Origin of the sequence: uncultured Nisaea sp. (genome assembly GCF_963974195.1) — a bacterium.
In the GTDB taxonomy this organism is placed as follows: domain Bacteria; phylum Pseudomonadota; class Alphaproteobacteria; order Thalassobaculales; family Thalassobaculaceae; genus Nisaea.
The window spans coordinates 1-16,710 of record NZ_CAXBDC010000099.1; the positions used below are offsets into that span (position 1 = coordinate 1).

Below are 16,710 nucleotides of genomic sequence, written 5' to 3' on the forward strand. Positions count from 1 at the left end.
GGAAGATCCTGCGGGCATTCCTGTTCATGGGCTTGCTGAACAATGCCGTGCCGTTTTCCCTGATTGTCTTCGGCCAGACCCAGATCGCCAGCGGCCTTGCCTCGATCTTCCTCGCCGCCACGCCGATCTTCGGGGTTCTGGTGGCGCATTTCATGACCGACGATGAACGCATCACCCCACTGCGCGTGTTTGGCGTGGTGTTTGGTTTTGGTGGTGTTGCGTTGATGATCGGTGATGATGTGCTGGAAGGGTTCTCCGGCACGCTTATCGGCCAGCTCGCGCTTCTGGGAGCGGCACTGAGTTATGCCTGTGGCGGTGTTTTCGGGAGACGCTTCAAGGGGATGGGCGTCAAGCCCGCTCAAACCGCGGCGGGTCAGGTGACGGCGTCCACCATTCTGATGATACCGGCTGTGATCCTCGTCGATAAGCCCTGGACCTTGCCCGTACCGAGCGGAACAACCATCGCCGCACTCATCGGTCTGGCCCTGCTATGCACGGCCTTTGCCTATATTCTGTATTTCGAACTGCTGAAGCGGGCAGGGGCGATGAACCTGCTGCTGGTCACGTTGCTTGTGCCAGTCAGCGCCATCCTGCTTGGCGTGACGTTCCTTGGCGAGACTCTGGCGCCGAGCCATTTTGCCGGGATGGGGTTGATCGCGGTCGGGCTGCTGGCCATCGACGGCCGGCTGTTTCGTCCACGACGCGTGAAGCAGGTATAGAAAACGACCGGTGATCCGGACGGCTTCTGGCCTGCATGCAAGTATTCAAGTCACTTAAGACTTGCTCTCGTTCTCGTGTTGCTTGGCAGCCAAAATAATTACCGCGTCTTTGTTTTTCGGCGTAATAATTTTGACGCTGACCGCAAATGACGCGGAAAAACCCCGAGCTTGGCGGCTGGCATTTCTAAGGAAATGAAACGCTGATGAAGCGTCTGCCGGGTCGTCGCCGAACAGAGGCCGTCCGGTGGCGCAAGGGAGCAAGAGAATGTTTCTGAAAGTGGTTCCAGGTGTGTTGGCGCTCGTTCTTGTCGGCGGTGTGTCGGGCCAGGCCGCTGATTTACCCGTCAACAAGAATAGCATTGTCAACGCGACCGCGCTCGTCACCTTCCTTCAGGTTGGGATTGGCGAGGACGGTGATGTCATATCGATCGAGAAGGGGGCTGCCTCGGCACCGGTCGATGGAAAGCTCGAGACCGTCGCCCTCGGCCTCGTTGGTTACCTCTGCAACTTCAAACAGAGCACGGTAACGAAGGAGCCGGGTGAAGGCGCTGTGCTGACGCTCCGCTTCCAGGAAAGTGACCGTGTGCTCAGCATCCACGAAGGCGAGCAGGTGCTGCTGCAGGACACGTGCGACCCGACCAAGTGAGGACGGGCATAGAAAAAGGCCGGCTTATCGCCGGCCTTTTTCATTCTCACCGTTTCCCGGACTTGATCCGGGACCTGCTGCCGAAAGAGTCGCTCTTCGATTATCAAGATCCCGGATCAAGTCCGGGAAACGGATGAATAAGGTATCAGCTTAAGCGTCAGCGCTGATCTGCGCGTCGACGCCCTTGCTGTTGAACATTTCCAGCAGTTCGCCGGTTTCATACATCTCGCGGATGATGTCGCAGCCGCCGACAAACTCATTCTTCACGTAGAGCTGCGGAATGGTCGGCCAGTTGGAGAATTCCTTGATGCCTTCGCGCACGGCCGGATCTTCAAGGACGTTGATGCCCTTGAATTTCACGCCGACATGGCTCAACACGCCGACAACGGCGGCGGAGAAGCCGCATTGCGGGAAGACAGGCGTGCCCTTCATGAAGAGAACGACATCCGTGCCGCTGATTTCGTCCTGGATTCTCTGGCGGGTATTTTCGTCAAGCATGGCGTGGTCCTTTCATGGGTCCGTGTGCCGTCGGGTTAGGGGGTAATGCTCGTTCGTTCAGGCCGGCGTGCCGGTCTGCAGGGCGAGGGCGTGCAGCTCGTTGCCCATCCGGCCCTGTAGGGCCGCATAAACCATCTGGTGCTGCTGAATACGCGTCTTGCCCTCGAAGGCGGTAGACAGTACGTGGCAGGCGTAGTGATCGCCATCCCCACGCAAATCTTCAATCGTGACCTGGGCGTCGGGGAACGTCTCCTTGATGAGGCGTTCTATCTCTCCGGCTTCCATTGCCATGCGTTCTTATCCTTGTTCCCGTTCGGGTTTCTTGTCGTGTCGTTCTCAGGAGGCCGCCATGTAGTCCGGCAGCCATCCTTCGAACTGGGACCGTAGCATTGAGACGGATATGGAGTCACCGGTGCCGAGTTTCAATTCACCAGTGCCGGTTGTCTTGCCAATGACGGTCGCCGGAACTCCGGCATCCGCCGCGGCTTTCAGAATCCCGTCCGCGTCCTTGGCGGTGACCACATAGCGCGCCTGATCCTCGCCGAAGGCCCAGGCATGAGCGGCGATGCCGTCTTCCGGCGTAATATCCGCGCCGAGTCCCTTTGCGCCGAGGGCCATTTCCGCGAGCGCGATGGCGAGACCGCCGTCGGACACATCGTGACAGGCCGTCACCGCGCCTGATTCGATCAGGCCGCGAACGAAATCGCCGTTCTTTTTCTCCAGCGCGAGATCGACCGGCGGCGGAGCGCCTTCCTCGCGGCCTTCGACTTCACGGAGATAGATGGACTGGCCGAGCCAACCCGTGGTCTCGCCGATGACGATAATCGCTTCGTTAGCCGCCTTGAAGGCGACCGTGCCGCGCTTTTCGATGTCGGCGATGACGCCAACGCCGCCGATCACCGGTGTCGGCAGGATCGCGGCGCCTTCGGTCTCGTTGTAGAGCGAGACATTGCCGGAGACGACCGGGTAGTCGAGGGCGTTGCAGGCCGCCCGCATGCCGTTGATGGCACCGACGAACTGTCCCATGATCTGCGGCTTCTGCGGGTTGCCGAAATTCATGTTGTTGGTGATCGCAAGCGGCTTGGCGCCGGTCGCGGTGATATTCCGCCAGGTCTCGGCAACTGCCTGCGCACCGCCGGTCTCGGGATCGGCCTTCACATAGCGCGGCGTGCAGTCGACGGTGAGGGCGAGGCCCTTCTTGCTGTCGCGCACACGCACCATGGCCGCATCGCCGCCGGGACGGATCGCCGTGTCGCCCATGATCAGGTGATCGTACTGCTCCCAGACCCAGCGGCGGCTGCAGAGATCGGGGCTGCCGATCAGATCCTTCAGCTTCCCGGTCAGGCTGGCGGGTGCCGGAACGCTCGCGGCGTCGACGATCGGGGCGGCGGGTGTCTGCTCCCACGGGCGGTCATATTCCGGGGATTCGTCGACCATCGGCGCGATCGGAATGTCGCCGACCAGCTCGTCGCCCATCTTCAGAACCAGATGGCCCGTGGTGGTCAGCGTACCGATAACGGCGAAGTCCAGCTCCCACTTGTCGAAGATCGCCCGGGCCTCGGCCTCGGATGCCGCATCCGGCTTCAGGATGATCAGCATGCGCTCCTGGCTCTCGGAGAGCATTAGCTCATAGGGCGTCATGTTCTCTTCGCGGGCCGGAACCTTGGCCAGGTCCATCTCGATGCCGAGGCCACCCTTGCCAGCCATTTCCACGGCAGAAGAGGTGAGGCCGGCAGCGCCCATATCCTGAATGGCGATGATGGTATCGGTCGCCATCAGCTCCAGGCAGGCTTCCAGCAGCAATTTTTCGGTGAATGGATCGCCGACCTGAACCGTGGGGCGCTTCTCTTCGGAATCTTCGTTGAACTCGGTCGAGGACATGGTCGCGCCGTGAATGCCGTCGCGGCCGGTCTTGGCGCCGACATAGATCACCGGGTTTCCGGCACCGGCTGCGGCCGAATAAAAGATCCGGTCCGCCGGGGCGAGGCCGACGGTCATGGCGTTGACCAGGATGTTGCCGTTATAGGCCGGGTGGAAGTTCACTTCACCCGCGACTGTCGGAATGCCCATGCAGTTGCCATAACCGGCAATGCCGGCGACCACACCACCGACCAGATGCCGGGTCTTCGGATGATCCGGGCTGCCGAAACGCAGGGCGTTCAGGTTGGCAATCGGCCGCGCGCCCATGGTGAAGACATCGCGCAGGATGCCGCCAACGCCGGTCGCCGCGCCCTGATAGGGCTCGATGAAGCTCGGGTGGTTGTGGCTCTCGATCTTGAAGACGGCAGCCTCGCCGTCGCCGATATCGATCACGCCGGCATTCTCGCCCGGACCCTGGATGACGTGCGGCGCTTCTGTCGGCAGCGTCTTCAGCCATTTCTTCGAGCTCTTGTAGGAACAATGCTCGGAATACATGGCAGAGAAAACGCCAAGTTCCGTCATGTTCGGCTCGCGGCCGAGGATCTTCAGGATGCTTGCATATTCGTCTTCGGAAAGGCCGTGTTCGGCGACGATTTCCGGGGTGATAGCCGTATTGGAAATGCTCACGAGAGGGCCCTCACCAGTCCGTCGAAGAGGCCGCGCCCGTCGGTATTGCCGACAGCGCTGTCTATTGCGTTTTCCGGGTGCGGCATGAAGCCGAGCACCGTCTTGTCCTTGTTGAACACGCCGGCGATGTTGCGGGCGGAGCCGTTCGGGTTTCCGGCCTCGGTCATCGCGCCGTCTTCGTCGACATAGCGGAACGCGACCTGACCGTTCTGTTCGATCCGGTCCAGCGTCTCATTGTCGGCGAAATAGTTGCCGTCATTGTGGGCCACCGGGATCGACAGCACCTGCCCGTCCTCATAGCCGCCGGTGAAGAGAGACTGGCTGGTCTCGACCTTCAGGCCGACATTGCGGCAGATGAACTTGAGGCCGGCATTGCGCATCAGCACGCCCGGCAGCAGGCCGGTTTCTGTCAGCACCTGGAAGCCGTTGCATACGCCCATCACCGGCGTGCCCTTGTTCGCCTTTTCCTTCAGGCTGCGCAGCACGGGAGAATGGGCGGCCATGGCACCGGCGCGCAGATAGTCGCCGTAAGAGAAACCGCCGGGAACCACGATCAGGTCCACATCCGGGATTTCGCTGTCTTTGTGCCACACCATGAACGGCGCCGTGCCGCTCGCTTTTTCGAGCGCGATCGCCATGTCGCGCTCTCTGTTCGTGCCTGGGAAGACGATGATCGCTGATTTCAACGCAGGGGCCTCTTATTTGGGGCTGGATCGGCGCGGCGGAAAGTACGGGAGGCCGCGCTGAAGTGCAAGCCGGGACACAGGCATGCCGATGGCTGGTGAAGCTTTTTCAGCCTTTTCTACGCGAGGGGTGCATCGTCCCTGATTGTACGTAATAGGTTGATTTTCGCGAAACCCGAATAATAGAGTGCAGCAACCAGCGGACGTAACAGAAGTAAGTGCTGGTGAAAGACGGGGGCGGTTTTGCTGGAGAAAATCGACGTCGATTATGCGGATAGTACCGCTTTGATTGAAACGATTCTCAACGCCATGGATCATGGTGTGTTGCTGGTGGATGAGCATCAGAAAGTCCGCGCCGCCAATCCCCCTTTCATGAGGCTTTTCGGGCCGATGCTGAACGGCTCTCCGGTCGGCCTGTCTATGGATGTGCTTTTTGCCATGCTCGACGGAGCGCATGACGACGCGGGTGGCTGGTCCGGTGCTCTGTGCGAGGCCGTCAGCGCTCGAAGGGCATTCGATTACCAGAGAATCGGCTCCGGCGATGCGGTCTGCGAGGTGCGTGGGCAGCCAATCGAGAGGATCGGTTACCTCTTCAGCTTCAAGGATACCCCCGAACAAACTTTGCCTGAAAAGGTGCGCCGCTTGCAGGAGCGCCATATTGAGCAAATTCTCGATAATAGTCCCGTTGGGGTGAATATTGTCGGGCAGGATGGGCGCCGGCGGTACTGCAATAAAAAAATCTGCGAGCTGCTTGGACTGTCCGAGGCGGAACTCCAGCGCACGCAAGCGGGAGACCATTATGCCGATCCGGCCATTCGCAGCCGGATTATCGAGAAAATGACAAAAGCCGGTGCTGTTGAAAATGAAGAGGTGGAACTGGTCAGAAAAGACGGTCATCACTTTTGGGCGCTGATTTCCTGCCGATCGTTTTCCTATCACGGCGAGGAATGTGTTCTCGGCTGGGTCTATGAAATCACCGACCGGGTGGAGCTCGAGCGGAGCCAGATGCGCAGCCGCGAGGAGCTGGAGATGCAGGTCCTCGAATTGCGGGATCGTGAAGAGCGGATGGCGCGGCAGGCCGGAGAGCTTGAAACGCTGGCGGTGCGACTTGCCGAGTCCGAGAAGAAAATGGCGGAGTTGGCCAATCATGACAGTCTGACGGGACTGCCAACGCTGCGACTTTGTCACGACCGGTTGCAACAGGCCATGGCGCAGGCCGCGCGCAGCCAGACCCTGATGGCGGTTTTCTATGTCGACCTGGATGGCTTCAAGCCGGTCAACGATACCTATGGTCACGATGCGGGGGACCAGGTTCTGAAGGAAGCCGCACAGCGTATGAGCGGGTGTTTTCGTGAGGTGGATACGGTATCCCGGATCGGCGGCGACGAATTCCTGATTCTGCTGACGGGATTAGGGTTCCGCGATGTGGTGGTGCCGCTGGCGGATCGGCTGCTGAGCAGTTTCGCCGATGAATTCAAGTTCGATGAAGGCGGCACGAATATCGGGGCCAGTGTGGGGATCGCCTTTTTCAACGGTGCTTCGGACACACCGGAATCGCTTATAAAGCGTGCGGATAAAGCCATGTATGACGCGAAGAAGAACGGCAAGAACCGTTATTCGATAGCCTGATGGTGCAAGTTGGCGGCCCGGCCGCTTTTCACAGACTGTTTGCTTGATTGCCCGGGGCTCCGTTGCTATCTGCTGTGGCTCGGGGAGTAGCGACCGCCATGTTCGGCGGGGGCATGTCAACAGGCTCGCGGAGATCTTCCGCGTGGTGTGTCCAGCCTTCAAGGCCTTGCGAGACCGTGGCGATCGGATTCTGCGGGCGGAATCCATAAATCGTCCGGATCCGCCCTCGGGAAATTCAGATGTCTCCGCTTTCTATCGGTATTCTTGCCGTCAGCATGTCCGTGGATGCGTTCATCGCGTCGCTTGGAAAGGGTGCGGCTTCGCACCGGCCGAGTTTTGGCCGGGCGCTGAAAACCGGCGCGATATTCGGCACTGTTGAAGCAATCACGCCGGTGATCGGCTGGGCGATGGGCGTTGCCACCAGCCAGTTCGTTCAGGCAGTGGACCACTGGATCGCGTTTGGTCTGCTTTTTGCCGTAGGCGCTCACATGATCCTGCAGGCTGTCGGCCCGCGCAGTGAGGAGGATGAGGCACAGCCAGCCTCACACTGGGCCATCGTCGGAACGGCCATTGGCACATCGATAGACGCGATGGCGGTTGGCGTGTCCCTGGCTTTTCTGGAGGTAAATATCGTCGTTATCGCACTGGCGATCGGCTTGGCGACCATGGTCATGAGTTCGACCGGAATTCTCGCCGGCCGGTTCCTCAGCCGCCGTTTCGGGCGGGTGATCGAGACATTTGGCGGCTTAGCTCTGATAGGCCTCGGCACGTCGATCCTGATCGAGCATCTGTCGGCGCTCTAGGATGACAGATCCTTCACCATCAGGGTGAACTCCTTGCCCTTCTTGCTGAAGCGCTCCGAGATGGTCCAGCCAAGCCGGGTGTAGAGGGATTCGGCGGTATTTGTGTAGAGGTGAAGCCGGGAGATGCCGCGCGCTTCGGCTTCCTGTTCCACCGCCCTCACGAGCTTTCCGGCTATGCCGTGGCCGCGATGTTCCGGCAGGACATAGACGCTGGCCAGCCAATGCACCAGATCGGGGCGCTGATCAAGGTCGTGATCGACGAGGGACGCCATGCCGAGGATGCTGCCGTCACGTTCAGCCATGACGCATTCCTCACTCGGGTTTCGCAGCATTTCCCGGAACCAGGCGGCCGAATCTTCGCGCGTGTAGCCCTGTGCCGCACCCCATTCCGCATGATTCCATATCGCAATGGTTTCAAGCTGATGCGGGGCGTCGGCAAGGCGGATCAGGCGGAGGGCGCTCACGAGATGCCCTTAATCCTCGATCTCGACCGTATAGTTTTCGATAACGGTGTTGGACAGCAGCTTTTCGCACATGTCCGTGACTTGCGCCCGTGCTTTGTCCTTATCGGTTTCGCTCAGATCAAGTTCCAGGAACTTGCCCTGGCGCACCTGATTGACTCCATTGAAGCCAAGCGCACCGAGCGCATGCTCGATGGCTTTGCCTTGCGGATCGAGAACGCCGTTTTTCAGCGTGACATGGACAGTGGCTTTCATGCTCTCACCATTACTTGGACCATTATGCCTGTTAGGCTTGTTTACTGGATGGCTTTCGGACCCTTGAGGTCCATTGGGCCGGCTTCTGGCAGTACGCCAAGACGGCGCGCAACTTCCTGATAGGCCTCGCGGACACCGCCGAGATCCTGACGGAACCGGTCCTTGTCCAGCTTCTCATTCGTTTCCGAGTCCCACAGCCGGCAATTATCCGGGCTGATTTCGTCGGCAAGGACGATCTGCAGCGTGTCTTCGGTATAGAGCCGGCCGAATTCGAGTTTGAAATCGACCAGACGCAGGCCGACACCGATAAACAGACCTGAAAGGAAGTCATTCACCCTGAGCGACAGGGCCATGATGTCGTCAATGTCCTGCGGGGTGGCCCAGCCGAAAGAGGTGATGTGCTCTTCGGAGATGATCGGATCGCCAAGCTCATCGGATTTGTAAAAATACTCGATGATCGAACGCGGCAGGGGAGTGCCTTCCTCAAGCCCGAATCGTTTGGCGATGGATCCCGCGGCGACATTGCGGATCACGACCTCGATCGGAATGATCTCGACTTCGCGCACAAGCTGCTCGCGCATGTTGAGGCGGCGCATGAAATGCGTCGGGATACCGATTTCGGAAAGGCGGGTCATCAGATATTCGCTGATGCGGTTATTCAGCACGCCCTTGCCGGTAATGATGCCCTGCTTTTCCGCATTGAAAGCGGTGGCGTCATCTTTAAAATACTGGATCAGGGTGCCGGGCTCGGGACCTTCATAAAGGACCTTTGCCTTACCTTCGTAAACTTTTCTGCGTCGTGCCATGGGGTTCCCCGCCTGTATGACTGGCGGTCAGTTTCCGGAATGCAGACAGCCTGCACACCGGAGCGGCAGGATATACGCGCTCCATATAACCATAAGGCCAGACAAACACAATCAGGGAAGCGGGTATGGCAGTCTTCCTTTGAAACGCCTGTCTTCAGCTACTATTCACAGAAATTCGAATATTAATACATGAGTAGTGAATTATGTGATTTGTAATCCAATATCAAGTTTCAGCCGTAGGAAACGGACAGAAAAAGACACTTGGATCTAGGGTTAATAGCTGGTTTATAAGGATTTAACGGCATGTCGATTACGCTCTTTGGTGGAAGCCTCGCGGCCAAACTCGCCGCCTTGGATAAATCCCAGGCCATTATCGAATTCAAGACAGATGGCACGATTCTGACCGCGAACGAGAATTTCCTGAAGACGATGGGATACCGGCTCGAAGAAGTCGTGGGCAAGCACCACAGTATGTTTGTCGAGCCGGAATACCGGAACAGTGCAGAATACAAAGAATTCTGGAAGAAACTCGCCGCTGGTGAATTCCAGCAGGCGCAGTTCAAGCGGATCAGCAAGGGCGGTCGCGAGATCTGGATCGAAGCTTCCTATAACCCGCTGCTGAATGCGCGGGGTGTTCCCTTCCGGATCGTTAAATACGCGACGGATATCACGACGAAGACGCTGGAAAACGTAGAAGCCTACGGGAAAGTAGAGGCCATCGGGCGTTCTCTTGCCGTGATCGAGTTTGCACTCGACGGTACGATTCTCACGGCTAATAAAAACTTCCTGGACACGGTTGGTTATCGCCTCGACGAGATCGTGGGCAAGCATCACAGCATGCTGGTCGAACCTGCGGAAAAGGCAGGCGCGGACTATGAAGCCTTCTGGAACAAGCTGCGGCACGGAGAATTCCAGGCCGGTCAGTACAAACGTCTCGGCAAGGGTGGCAGGGAAGTCTGGATCGAGGCTTCGTACAATCCGATTCTCGATCCGAGCGGTAACCCGATCAAGGTCGTGAAATTCGCCACCGACATTACGGGGCGGAAGGACGAGAATGCGCGGCTGGCCAACGAGTTCGAGCAGGGTGTGAAGCGAACGGTGGAAACCGTTTCCATGTCGGCGGCGGAAATGGAAACTACAGCGCAGACACTGGCCGCGAATGCGGAGCAGGGCCGCCAGCAGGCTTCCACGGTTTCCGCGGCGACCGAACAGCTTTCCGCGTCCGTTGACGAGATTGCCCGACAGATTTCTGAATCCACCCAGGCTGTCGGCTCTGCCGTGGATGCGGCCAGCAAATCGGAAAAGATGGTGGCGGACCTTTTGACGGCAGCGCAGAAGGTCGGCGAGATCACGAAGATCATTGCGGATATTGCGGAGCAGACAAACCTGCTGGCCCTGAATGCGACGATCGAAGCGGCCCGCGCAGGTGAAGCCGGTAAAGGCTTTGCCGTTGTGGCATCCGAGGTGAAAAGCCTTGCTACCCAGACGGCCAAGGCGACCGAGGAGATCGGTTTGCAAATCAAGGAAATCCAGGAAACCAGCCAGACCACGGCAGGCTCGATCGGTGAAATTGCCCAGATCATCAGCAAGGTGAACGAAATCGGGACAACCATTTCAAGCGCCGTTGAGGAGCAGGCCGCGGCAACGCGGGAGGTTTCCCAAAACATCAATGGCGTGACACAAGCCGCCGATGAAAGCGGGCAGTCGGCTCAGAATGTCCTTGGTGTTGCCGGCAACCTCTCTTCCCAAGCCCAGGACCTGAACGGGCAGGTGGATGTCTTCCTTGAAAAGGTGCGCTCAATGTAATCTGCATGCCGTCTGCGGACTGCGATGCAAATGAAAAACCGGCCCTGGATATCCAGGGCCGGTTTTTTGTCTGGTGCTGGTGCTCCTCAGACGCTTTTGCTTTCCGGTGCCTGATAGATCTCGCTTCCCTTGTCACGGAACAGCTCGGCCATGGTTTCCATGCCCTGTTTCGCCTCGTCCTTCAGCTCGTGCGAGATCCGCATGGAGCAGAATTTCGGCCCGCACATGGAGCAGAAATGCACTGTCTTGTGCGCTTCCTTCGGCAGGGTCTGGTCATGGAAATCACGCGCGGTTTCCGGGTCGAGAGACAGATTGAACTGATCCTCCCAGCGGAAATCGAAGCGCGCCCGTGACAGCGCATCGTCCCGCCGTTGCGCCCCGGGATGGCCTTTCGCCAGGTCCGCTGCGTGGGCGGCGATGCGGTAGGTGATCACGCCGGTCTTCACGTCGTCCCGGTCCGGCAGGCCGAGATGCTCCTTCGGCGTCACGTAGCACAGCATGGCGCAGCCGAACCAGCCGATCATGGCGGCGCCGATGCCGCTGGTGATGTGATCGTAACCCGGTGCAATATCGGTGGTCAGCGGGCCAAGCGTATAGAACGGGGCCTCGTCGCAGACCTCCAGCTGCTTGTCCATGTTCTCCTTGATCTTGTGCATCGGCACATGACCCGGGCCTTCGATCATCACCTGAACGTCATGCTTCCAGGCGATCTTGGTGAGCTGTCCCAGCGTCTCCAGTTCGGCGAACTGTGCCTTGTCGTTGGCGTCCGCAATGGAGCCCGGTCTGAGCCCGTCCCCGAGCGAGAAGGAAACGTCATAGGCGGCCATGATCTCGCAGATTTCCTCGAAATTCTCGTAGAGGAAGCTCTCCTTGTGATGGGCCAGGCACCATTTCGCCATGATCGAGCCGCCCCGGCTGACGATCCCGGTAACCCGGTCCACGGTGAGCGGGATGAAGGGAAGGCGGACGCCGGCATGGATGGTGAAGTAATCGACACCCTGTTCACATTGCTCGATCAGCGTGTCGCGATAGACCTCCCAGGTCAGCGCTTCCGGAATGCCGTCGACCTTCTCCAGCGCCTGATAAAGCGGCACGGTGCCGATCGGGACGGGCGAGTTCCTGATGATCCATTCGCGGATATTGTGGATGTTCCGCCCGGTGGAGAGATCCATCACCGTGTCCGCGCCCCAGCGGATGGCCCAGACCATCTTGTCGATCTCGTCCGCGACGGAGGAGGTAACGGCGGAATTGCCGATATTGGCGTTCACCTTGACCAGGAAGTTCCGCCCGATGGCCATGGGCTCGGTTTCCGGATGGTTGATGTTCGCCGGGATGATGGCCCGGCCACGGGCTATCTCGTCCCGCACGAATTCGGGTGTCACGACGTCGGGGATGGCGGCGCCGAAATCCTCGCCGTCCCGCGCGGTCTGTTTCAGCTCTTCACGGAGCTGGTTCTCGCGGATAGCGACGAATTCCATTTCCGCCGTCACGATACCGGCCCTGGCATAGGCAAGCTGGGTCGGACGCTTTCCCGCTTTGGCGCGCAGCGGTGGCTGGACCGCGCCGAACTCCGTCACCAGATTGGCGTCGCCGACATTGCCGTTATCTTCCGGCTTCACGACACGGCCCTGATAGGTCTCGACATCGCCGCGGGCCATGATCCAGTCCCGGCGCAATGCGGGCAGCCCAGCCTCGATATCGATATGCGCGTCGGCGTCGGTATAGGGGCCGGACGGGTCATAGACCGTCACCGGCGGCTCTCCGGCGGACGGGTGCACGGCGATTTCGCGCATCGGTACGCGGATATCGGGGTGGATGCTGCCGGGCACATAGATCTTGCGCGAGGCCGGTAGCGGTCCCGTGGTGACGGCGGCGATGGGGGAGTGCTTGTTCATCAGATGGATCCCTTGCAGTCGGTTGCACAGAGATCCGGGGAGGCTTCAGGATAAATGGGGTGCGTATGACTGCAAGAGCGGTAACGCGTTTCCATCCCTACGCCGGCATAACCCGGATCAGGTTCGAAGGGTCGGCGCAATGCCTCTCAGCCCGTACGGGCACCCCTTGGAATACGCAAAGCCTAGGCGGGAACCATCCCGATGAAAAGGGTTAATCCAGCTCGCTCTCGAAGGTGGCGAGAGTCTTGCCGAGGCGGATGACGATTTCGTCCACCTCGTCTTCGGTGACGGTGAGGGGCGGGGTGACCATCAGCCACTCGCCATATTTGCCGTCCGCCGTGCGCCGGGAATAGAGCAGCAGGCCATGCTGCATGCCGATCTCGATCAGGCGGTAGACTGCCTTCAGGGTGGCGGGCAGGATTTCCTTGGTTTCCTTGTCCCGGACAATCTCGATGGCGTTCAGCAGGCCGAGGCCACGCACGTCGCCGAGAATGCCGCTGCGGGTCTGCAAGTCGCGCAGCCCGGCCCGCAGGCGCTGGCCCATCTTCGTCGCATTGGCCATCAGATCGTTATCGATCAGCTCACTCACCACGGCATGGCCGACGGCGCAGCTCAGCGGATTGGCGACATAGGTATGGCCATGCATGAAGCCGCCGGCGCGGGTGACGGCATCGACCATGGTTGCCGGTGCCAGCACCAGGCCGAGCGGCGTATAGCCGGCCGCGATACCCTTGGCCAGGGTGATCATGTCCGGTTTCGCATCCGGCCAGTGCTCGGCACAGAGGAAAGTGCCGGTGCGCCCGGCGCCGCACATCACCTCGTCATAGATAAGCAGAACGCCGTGTCTGGTGCAGATGTCCCGCACGGCTTTGTAATAGTGATCGGGCGCCACCAGCGCGCCAGTGGCAAGGCCGCCGACCGGCTCCATGATGAAGGCCAGCACCGTTTCCGGGCCTTCGTCGAGGATGGCCGCCTCCAGCATGGCGGCTGCATGCCGGGCATAGCTGTCGGCGTCGTGATTGTCCGGCAGCCGGTAGTTGAAGGGCGCGGGGACTTTCGGCATCACCCGCATCATGCCGGAGAACACCGCTTCGGAGGCCGGGTCACCGCTGATCGCGGCGGCGCCGAGGGTGGAGCCGTGATAGCCGGGATCGCGGCCCAGCACCTTGCAGCGCGCGGTCTCTCCCCGAGTGATTGCGTATTGCCGCGCCAGCTTGATGGCGGCTTCGTTCGCTTCCGATCCGCCGGAGCAGATGAAAGCGCGCTCGAAGCCCGGCCCGGCATGCTTTGTCACCAGATCGGCGAGGTCGATATTGGGCTGGTTCTCGAAATGCGGCTTCCCGGCGAAACAGATCTTCTGCGCCTGATCCATCATGGCGGCGATGACGCGTTCGTTGCCGTGGCCGATATTGGTCGCCACCGGCCCGCAGCAGGCATCAAGATATTGCCGCCCGTCCGTATCCCAGATCCAGGCGCCCTTGCCATGGGAGACCACCGGATGGCGCTTGCCGCCGTCCGGCGTATAGAAAACGTCGATCGGCCCGCCATGAGTGCCGAATGTTCCGCCGGTTTTGTTGAGTTCAGCCGCCACTGTCCGCTCCCGATAGTGAATGTGGATCATGCTCCGGGTTGGAGGAAATCACATTATTGTACGGCGTACAATAGAAGCTATTCGGGAGTGTTGGCGTGTTTGGCTTTTTGCGCCAGGCCTGCGATCAAGGCGTCCGTGAACATCTCGAAACCCGGCTCCAGGGAGGCCTCGGTTCCGTTCTGCCAGCGCAGCACCAGAGCCCTGTTCAGCAAGCGGTGACGTTCGGCGGCGAGGGTCGGGTAAAGCGCGGGGTCTGCTTCTTCGACGCTGGCCGTGAGGGAGGCTTCCAGATCGCCGTCCGGGTCGGGGAAGACATGGGCGAATTCCTGGGTGGCATAGCCACACAGGCCGGTAATCACGGCGTTATAAGCGGCGACCAGATCCTCACCCGCGAACCCGGCCCGGGCGAGGGTGGCAAGAATGCCTTCAACCAGATTCAGGTCGACGCTGGCGCTGGAGACCAGATGGCCGCCGATCAGGGGGGATATGTTCGGATGCGCGCGCACCACGTCCCGGTAGCGCCGGAACAGGGCCTTCAGCCAGACCTGCCAGTCCGGATCAGGCTCGGGCAGCACATCGGCAAACAGGGAGGCGATCAGTCGGGCAATCAGGTGATGGCGGTTCGGCACATGCCAATAGAGCGCTGTGGGATAGACGCCGAGCGCCTTGGCGATGTTGCGGATGGAGAAATTATCCAGCCCCTCCCGGTCCAGCAAATCGATGGCGGCCGCAATGATGGCATCGCTCGATAGTGGCGCGCTCTTCGGTTTGCGTTTGGCGGGTTTCTCCTGGGTCACCGGTTTAGTCCGACAGATCGACAGGGGAGAATTCGGATTCGTCCGGTCGGCCGGGGGCGAAACGCCAGACCGGATTGCGGCCCGGGTCGCTCGGCAAGGCAATCAGGGATGAGGATACGGTGGCGAATCCGGCGCCGTTATCGAGATTGAGCGCGGAGCCATATTCACCCGAGACCGCACGTGTCCGGTCGGCGAGCAACCTCTCCCAGCCAGCCCAGTCGTCACCCTCCGGATCCGGCACGTCCGCGATGCGGAAGCGCGGCAGGGCCCGCCGCACGCGGGGGCTGTCCGGATCATTGACGTCGTATGCCGTGAAAACCGAGACCCCTTCGGGGATCTCGAAAATATCGATTTCGCCGTCTTCCGTTGCTTCATTGCGGAGCCAGTAAGCCTTTTCCGCATCGGCGATCAGCATGTTGAAGCTGCGGTAGCTGGTGCCGTCCAGCTCACCAAGCGCCTTGGCGGCGGCTTCGGCCTCGGCATGGTCCAGCGCTTCAAGCACGACTTCGCCCCGAGAGCGTTTCCCGTCCGCGGGACCGAGTGAGCCCTGACGGTTCAGGATGCCGGCGGCGAGGCCGTGATCGTTCACGCCGAGCCAGGAGCCCCGGCTCAGCTCGTCGAGACCGGCGACGACATGCGGCCGGTCGGGCCAGTGCCGGGCTGGAGCCTTCCAGGATCGGGATTGCATTTCATCCCGGTTCGCGGCGATCAGGACAGGCCAGTCATGGCCAGGGCGGCGAAGGATAACGAGAGTACACATGGCCGAGACCCTACGCCGGGCAACCGATCACCGAAACATTTTTTGACAAGCGTCGGAATTGCGGCAATCTGCCCTTTAACAGAACATGCCGCGCCTGATAGATTGCCGCCGCATTCAGGATTCTGCGCCATGCCGAAGTTCGATGATTAGTTGGTTTGGTGGTCAGTACGGGAAAGAGACGAAGGGGTACTCAACCAATGTCAGGTTTCGACAAACGCCAAAAAGGTGAAGAAGCAAAATTCGCGCATGACGCCGAGCTTGGCTTCAAGGCCAGCGCTCGCCGTAACAAACTGTTCGGCCTCTGGGTCGCCGAGGAGTTTCTCGGCAAGACCGGTGACGAAGCGGCTGCCTATGCCAAGGAAGTTGTTGTGGCCGATATGGAAAAGCCGGGCGTCGACGATGTCGTCGAATTCGTTCTGAAGAGCGTCGAAGGCACCGGTGCCGATCTTTCCGAACACCGCATTCGCCATAAGCTCGATGAGTTCATGGCGATTGCGTTGGAGCAGCTCAAGACCGAGGGCTGATAAGCCCCGCGTCTCAGACAGCACAAATGAAAACGGCGCCCGTTGAGGCGCCGTTTTTTTGTCCAGGCCGGGAGCGTTTAGCTCTCGCCGAACACCCGGTTGAAGATCGTGTCCACATGTTTGGTGTGGTAGCCGAGATCGAACAGGGATTCGAGCGCAGCAGCGTCGAGCAGCGCGGTCACTGCACCGTCAGCCTTCAGCAGGGTCAGGAAGTCCTTGCCCTCCAGCCAGACCGGCATCGCGTTGCGCTGTACGGCCTGATAGGCGTCTTCCCGGCTCATGCCGGCCTG

The 16,710-nt window shown here is 60.0% G+C and carries 17 protein-coding genes, 1 pseudogene and 1 riboswitch; of the genes and pseudogenes, 6 read left to right on the forward strand and 12 right to left on the reverse strand.

The window, feature by feature from the left end; translation table 11 throughout:
* Both AAC126_RS17895 and AAC126_RS17900 read left to right on the forward strand, forming a co-directional pair.
* Positions 1–719, forward strand: a 719-nt coding sequence (locus tag AAC126_RS17895; RefSeq protein ID WP_339855840.1) for a DMT family transporter, incomplete at its 5' end; no start/stop codon positions are given.
* 265 nt (positions 720–984) lie between these two features.
* Positions 985–1,365 (forward strand): hypothetical protein, encoded by a 381-nt coding sequence (locus AAC126_RS17900; RefSeq protein WP_339855842.1) that lies wholly within the window; start codon positions 985–987, stop codon positions 1,363–1,365.
* A gap of 150 nt (positions 1,366–1,515) precedes the next feature.
* On the opposite strand, the gene grxD is transcribed toward AAC126_RS17900, so the two are convergent.
* The 4 genes from grxD to purQ are packed head-to-tail and all read right to left on the reverse strand — an operon-like array spanning position 1,516 to position 5,096.
* The gene (grxD, locus tag AAC126_RS17905) at positions 1,516–1,863 is read right to left on the reverse strand and encodes a Grx4 family monothiol glutaredoxin (protein ID WP_339855844.1); all 348 of its coding nucleotides are present in this window, start codon (positions 1,861–1,863) and stop codon (positions 1,516–1,518) included.
* Between the two features lie 57 nt (positions 1,864–1,920).
* On the reverse strand, positions 1,921–2,154 hold the full coding sequence (locus AAC126_RS17910; RefSeq protein WP_028465332.1) for a BolA family transcriptional regulator: 234 nt from the start codon (positions 2,152–2,154) through the stop codon (positions 1,921–1,923).
* 45 nt (positions 2,155–2,199) lie between these two features.
* Positions 2,200–4,410, reverse strand: coding sequence for a phosphoribosylformylglycinamidine synthase subunit PurL (gene purL / locus AAC126_RS17915; RefSeq protein WP_339855847.1), 2,211 nt, complete (start codon positions 4,408–4,410; stop codon positions 2,200–2,202).
* The gene (gene purQ, locus AAC126_RS17920; RefSeq protein ID WP_339855849.1) at positions 4,407–5,096 is read right to left on the reverse strand and encodes a phosphoribosylformylglycinamidine synthase subunit PurQ; all 690 of its coding nucleotides are present in this window, start codon (positions 5,094–5,096) and stop codon (positions 4,407–4,409) included. The genes purL and purQ overlap by 4 nt, the downstream gene beginning before the upstream one ends.
* Positions 5,097–5,378: 282 nt before the next feature.
* On the opposite strand from purQ, the gene AAC126_RS17925 reads away from it, so the two are divergent.
* The gene (locus AAC126_RS17925; RefSeq protein WP_339855851.1) at positions 5,379–6,722 is read left to right on the forward strand and encodes a diguanylate cyclase; all 1,344 of its coding nucleotides are present in this window, start codon (positions 5,379–5,381) and stop codon (positions 6,720–6,722) included.
* 239 nt (positions 6,723–6,961) lie between these two features.
* Complete coding sequence (locus AAC126_RS17930; protein ID WP_339855853.1) at positions 6,962–7,525, forward strand: manganese efflux pump; 564 nt, start codon at positions 6,962–6,964, stop codon at positions 7,523–7,525.
* Here the strand turns inward: AAC126_RS17930 and AAC126_RS17935 are convergent.
* Genes AAC126_RS17935 through purC form a run of 3 tightly spaced genes read right to left on the reverse strand, consistent with a single transcriptional unit; the run spans position 7,522 to position 9,047 of the window.
* Positions 7,522–7,989 carry a GNAT family N-acetyltransferase gene (locus AAC126_RS17935; RefSeq protein ID WP_339855855.1) on the reverse strand — a complete coding sequence of 156 codons (468 nt, stop codon included), beginning with the start codon at positions 7,987–7,989 and terminating at the stop codon, positions 7,522–7,524. The two genes, AAC126_RS17930 and AAC126_RS17935, sit on opposite strands and share 4 nt — an antisense overlap.
* 9 nt (positions 7,990–7,998) lie before the next feature.
* Positions 7,999–8,241: a phosphoribosylformylglycinamidine synthase subunit PurS gene (purS, locus tag AAC126_RS17940; RefSeq protein ID WP_339855857.1), complete on the reverse strand. Its 243-nt coding sequence runs from the start codon at positions 8,239–8,241 to the stop codon at positions 7,999–8,001.
* A 41-nt stretch (positions 8,242–8,282) separates the two neighbouring features.
* Positions 8,283–9,047 (reverse strand): phosphoribosylaminoimidazolesuccinocarboxamide synthase, encoded by a 765-nt coding sequence (purC, locus tag AAC126_RS17945; protein WP_339855859.1) that lies wholly within the window; start codon positions 9,045–9,047, stop codon positions 8,283–8,285.
* Between the two features lie 303 nt (positions 9,048–9,350).
* On the opposite strand from purC, the gene AAC126_RS17950 reads away from it, so the two are divergent.
* On the forward strand, positions 9,351–10,853 hold the full coding sequence (locus tag AAC126_RS17950; RefSeq protein ID WP_339855861.1) for a PAS domain-containing methyl-accepting chemotaxis protein: 1,503 nt from the start codon (positions 9,351–9,353) through the stop codon (positions 10,851–10,853).
* A gap of 86 nt (positions 10,854–10,939) precedes the next feature.
* On the opposite strand, the gene thiC is transcribed toward AAC126_RS17950, so the two are convergent.
* From thiC to AAC126_RS17970, 4 genes are all read right to left on the reverse strand, one after another.
* Complete coding sequence (gene thiC, locus AAC126_RS17955) at positions 10,940–12,748, reverse strand: phosphomethylpyrimidine synthase ThiC (RefSeq protein ID WP_339855863.1); 1,809 nt, start codon at positions 12,746–12,748, stop codon at positions 10,940–10,942.
* Positions 12,749–12,825: 77 nt separating this feature from the next.
* Positions 12,826–12,925, reverse strand: a riboswitch (TPP riboswitch).
* 34 nt (positions 12,926–12,959) lie between these two features.
* On the reverse strand, positions 12,960–14,339 hold the full coding sequence (locus tag AAC126_RS17960) for an aminotransferase class III-fold pyridoxal phosphate-dependent enzyme (RefSeq protein WP_339855865.1): 1,380 nt from the start codon (positions 14,337–14,339) through the stop codon (positions 12,960–12,962).
* Positions 14,340–14,416: 77 nt separating this feature from the next.
* Entirely contained in the window at positions 14,417–15,136 is a 720-nt protein-coding gene (locus tag AAC126_RS17965; RefSeq protein WP_339855867.1) for a TetR family transcriptional regulator, read from the reverse strand.
* 4 nt (positions 15,137–15,140) lie between these two features.
* Entirely contained in the window at positions 15,141–15,896 is a 756-nt protein-coding gene (locus tag AAC126_RS17970; protein WP_339855869.1) for an NRDE family protein, read from the reverse strand.
* Positions 15,897–16,093: 197 nt separating this feature from the next.
* On the opposite strand from AAC126_RS17970, the gene AAC126_RS17975 reads away from it, so the two are divergent.
* A complete protein-coding gene (locus tag AAC126_RS17975; RefSeq protein ID WP_339855871.1) occupies positions 16,094–16,420 on the forward strand; it encodes a DUF1476 domain-containing protein in 327 nt (108 codons plus the stop codon).
* Positions 16,421–16,497: 77 nt separating this feature from the next.
* Here AAC126_RS17975 and AAC126_RS17980 read toward each other — a convergent pair.
* A pseudogene (locus AAC126_RS17980) lies at positions 16,498–16,710 on the reverse strand (adenylosuccinate lyase); the annotation flags it as partial.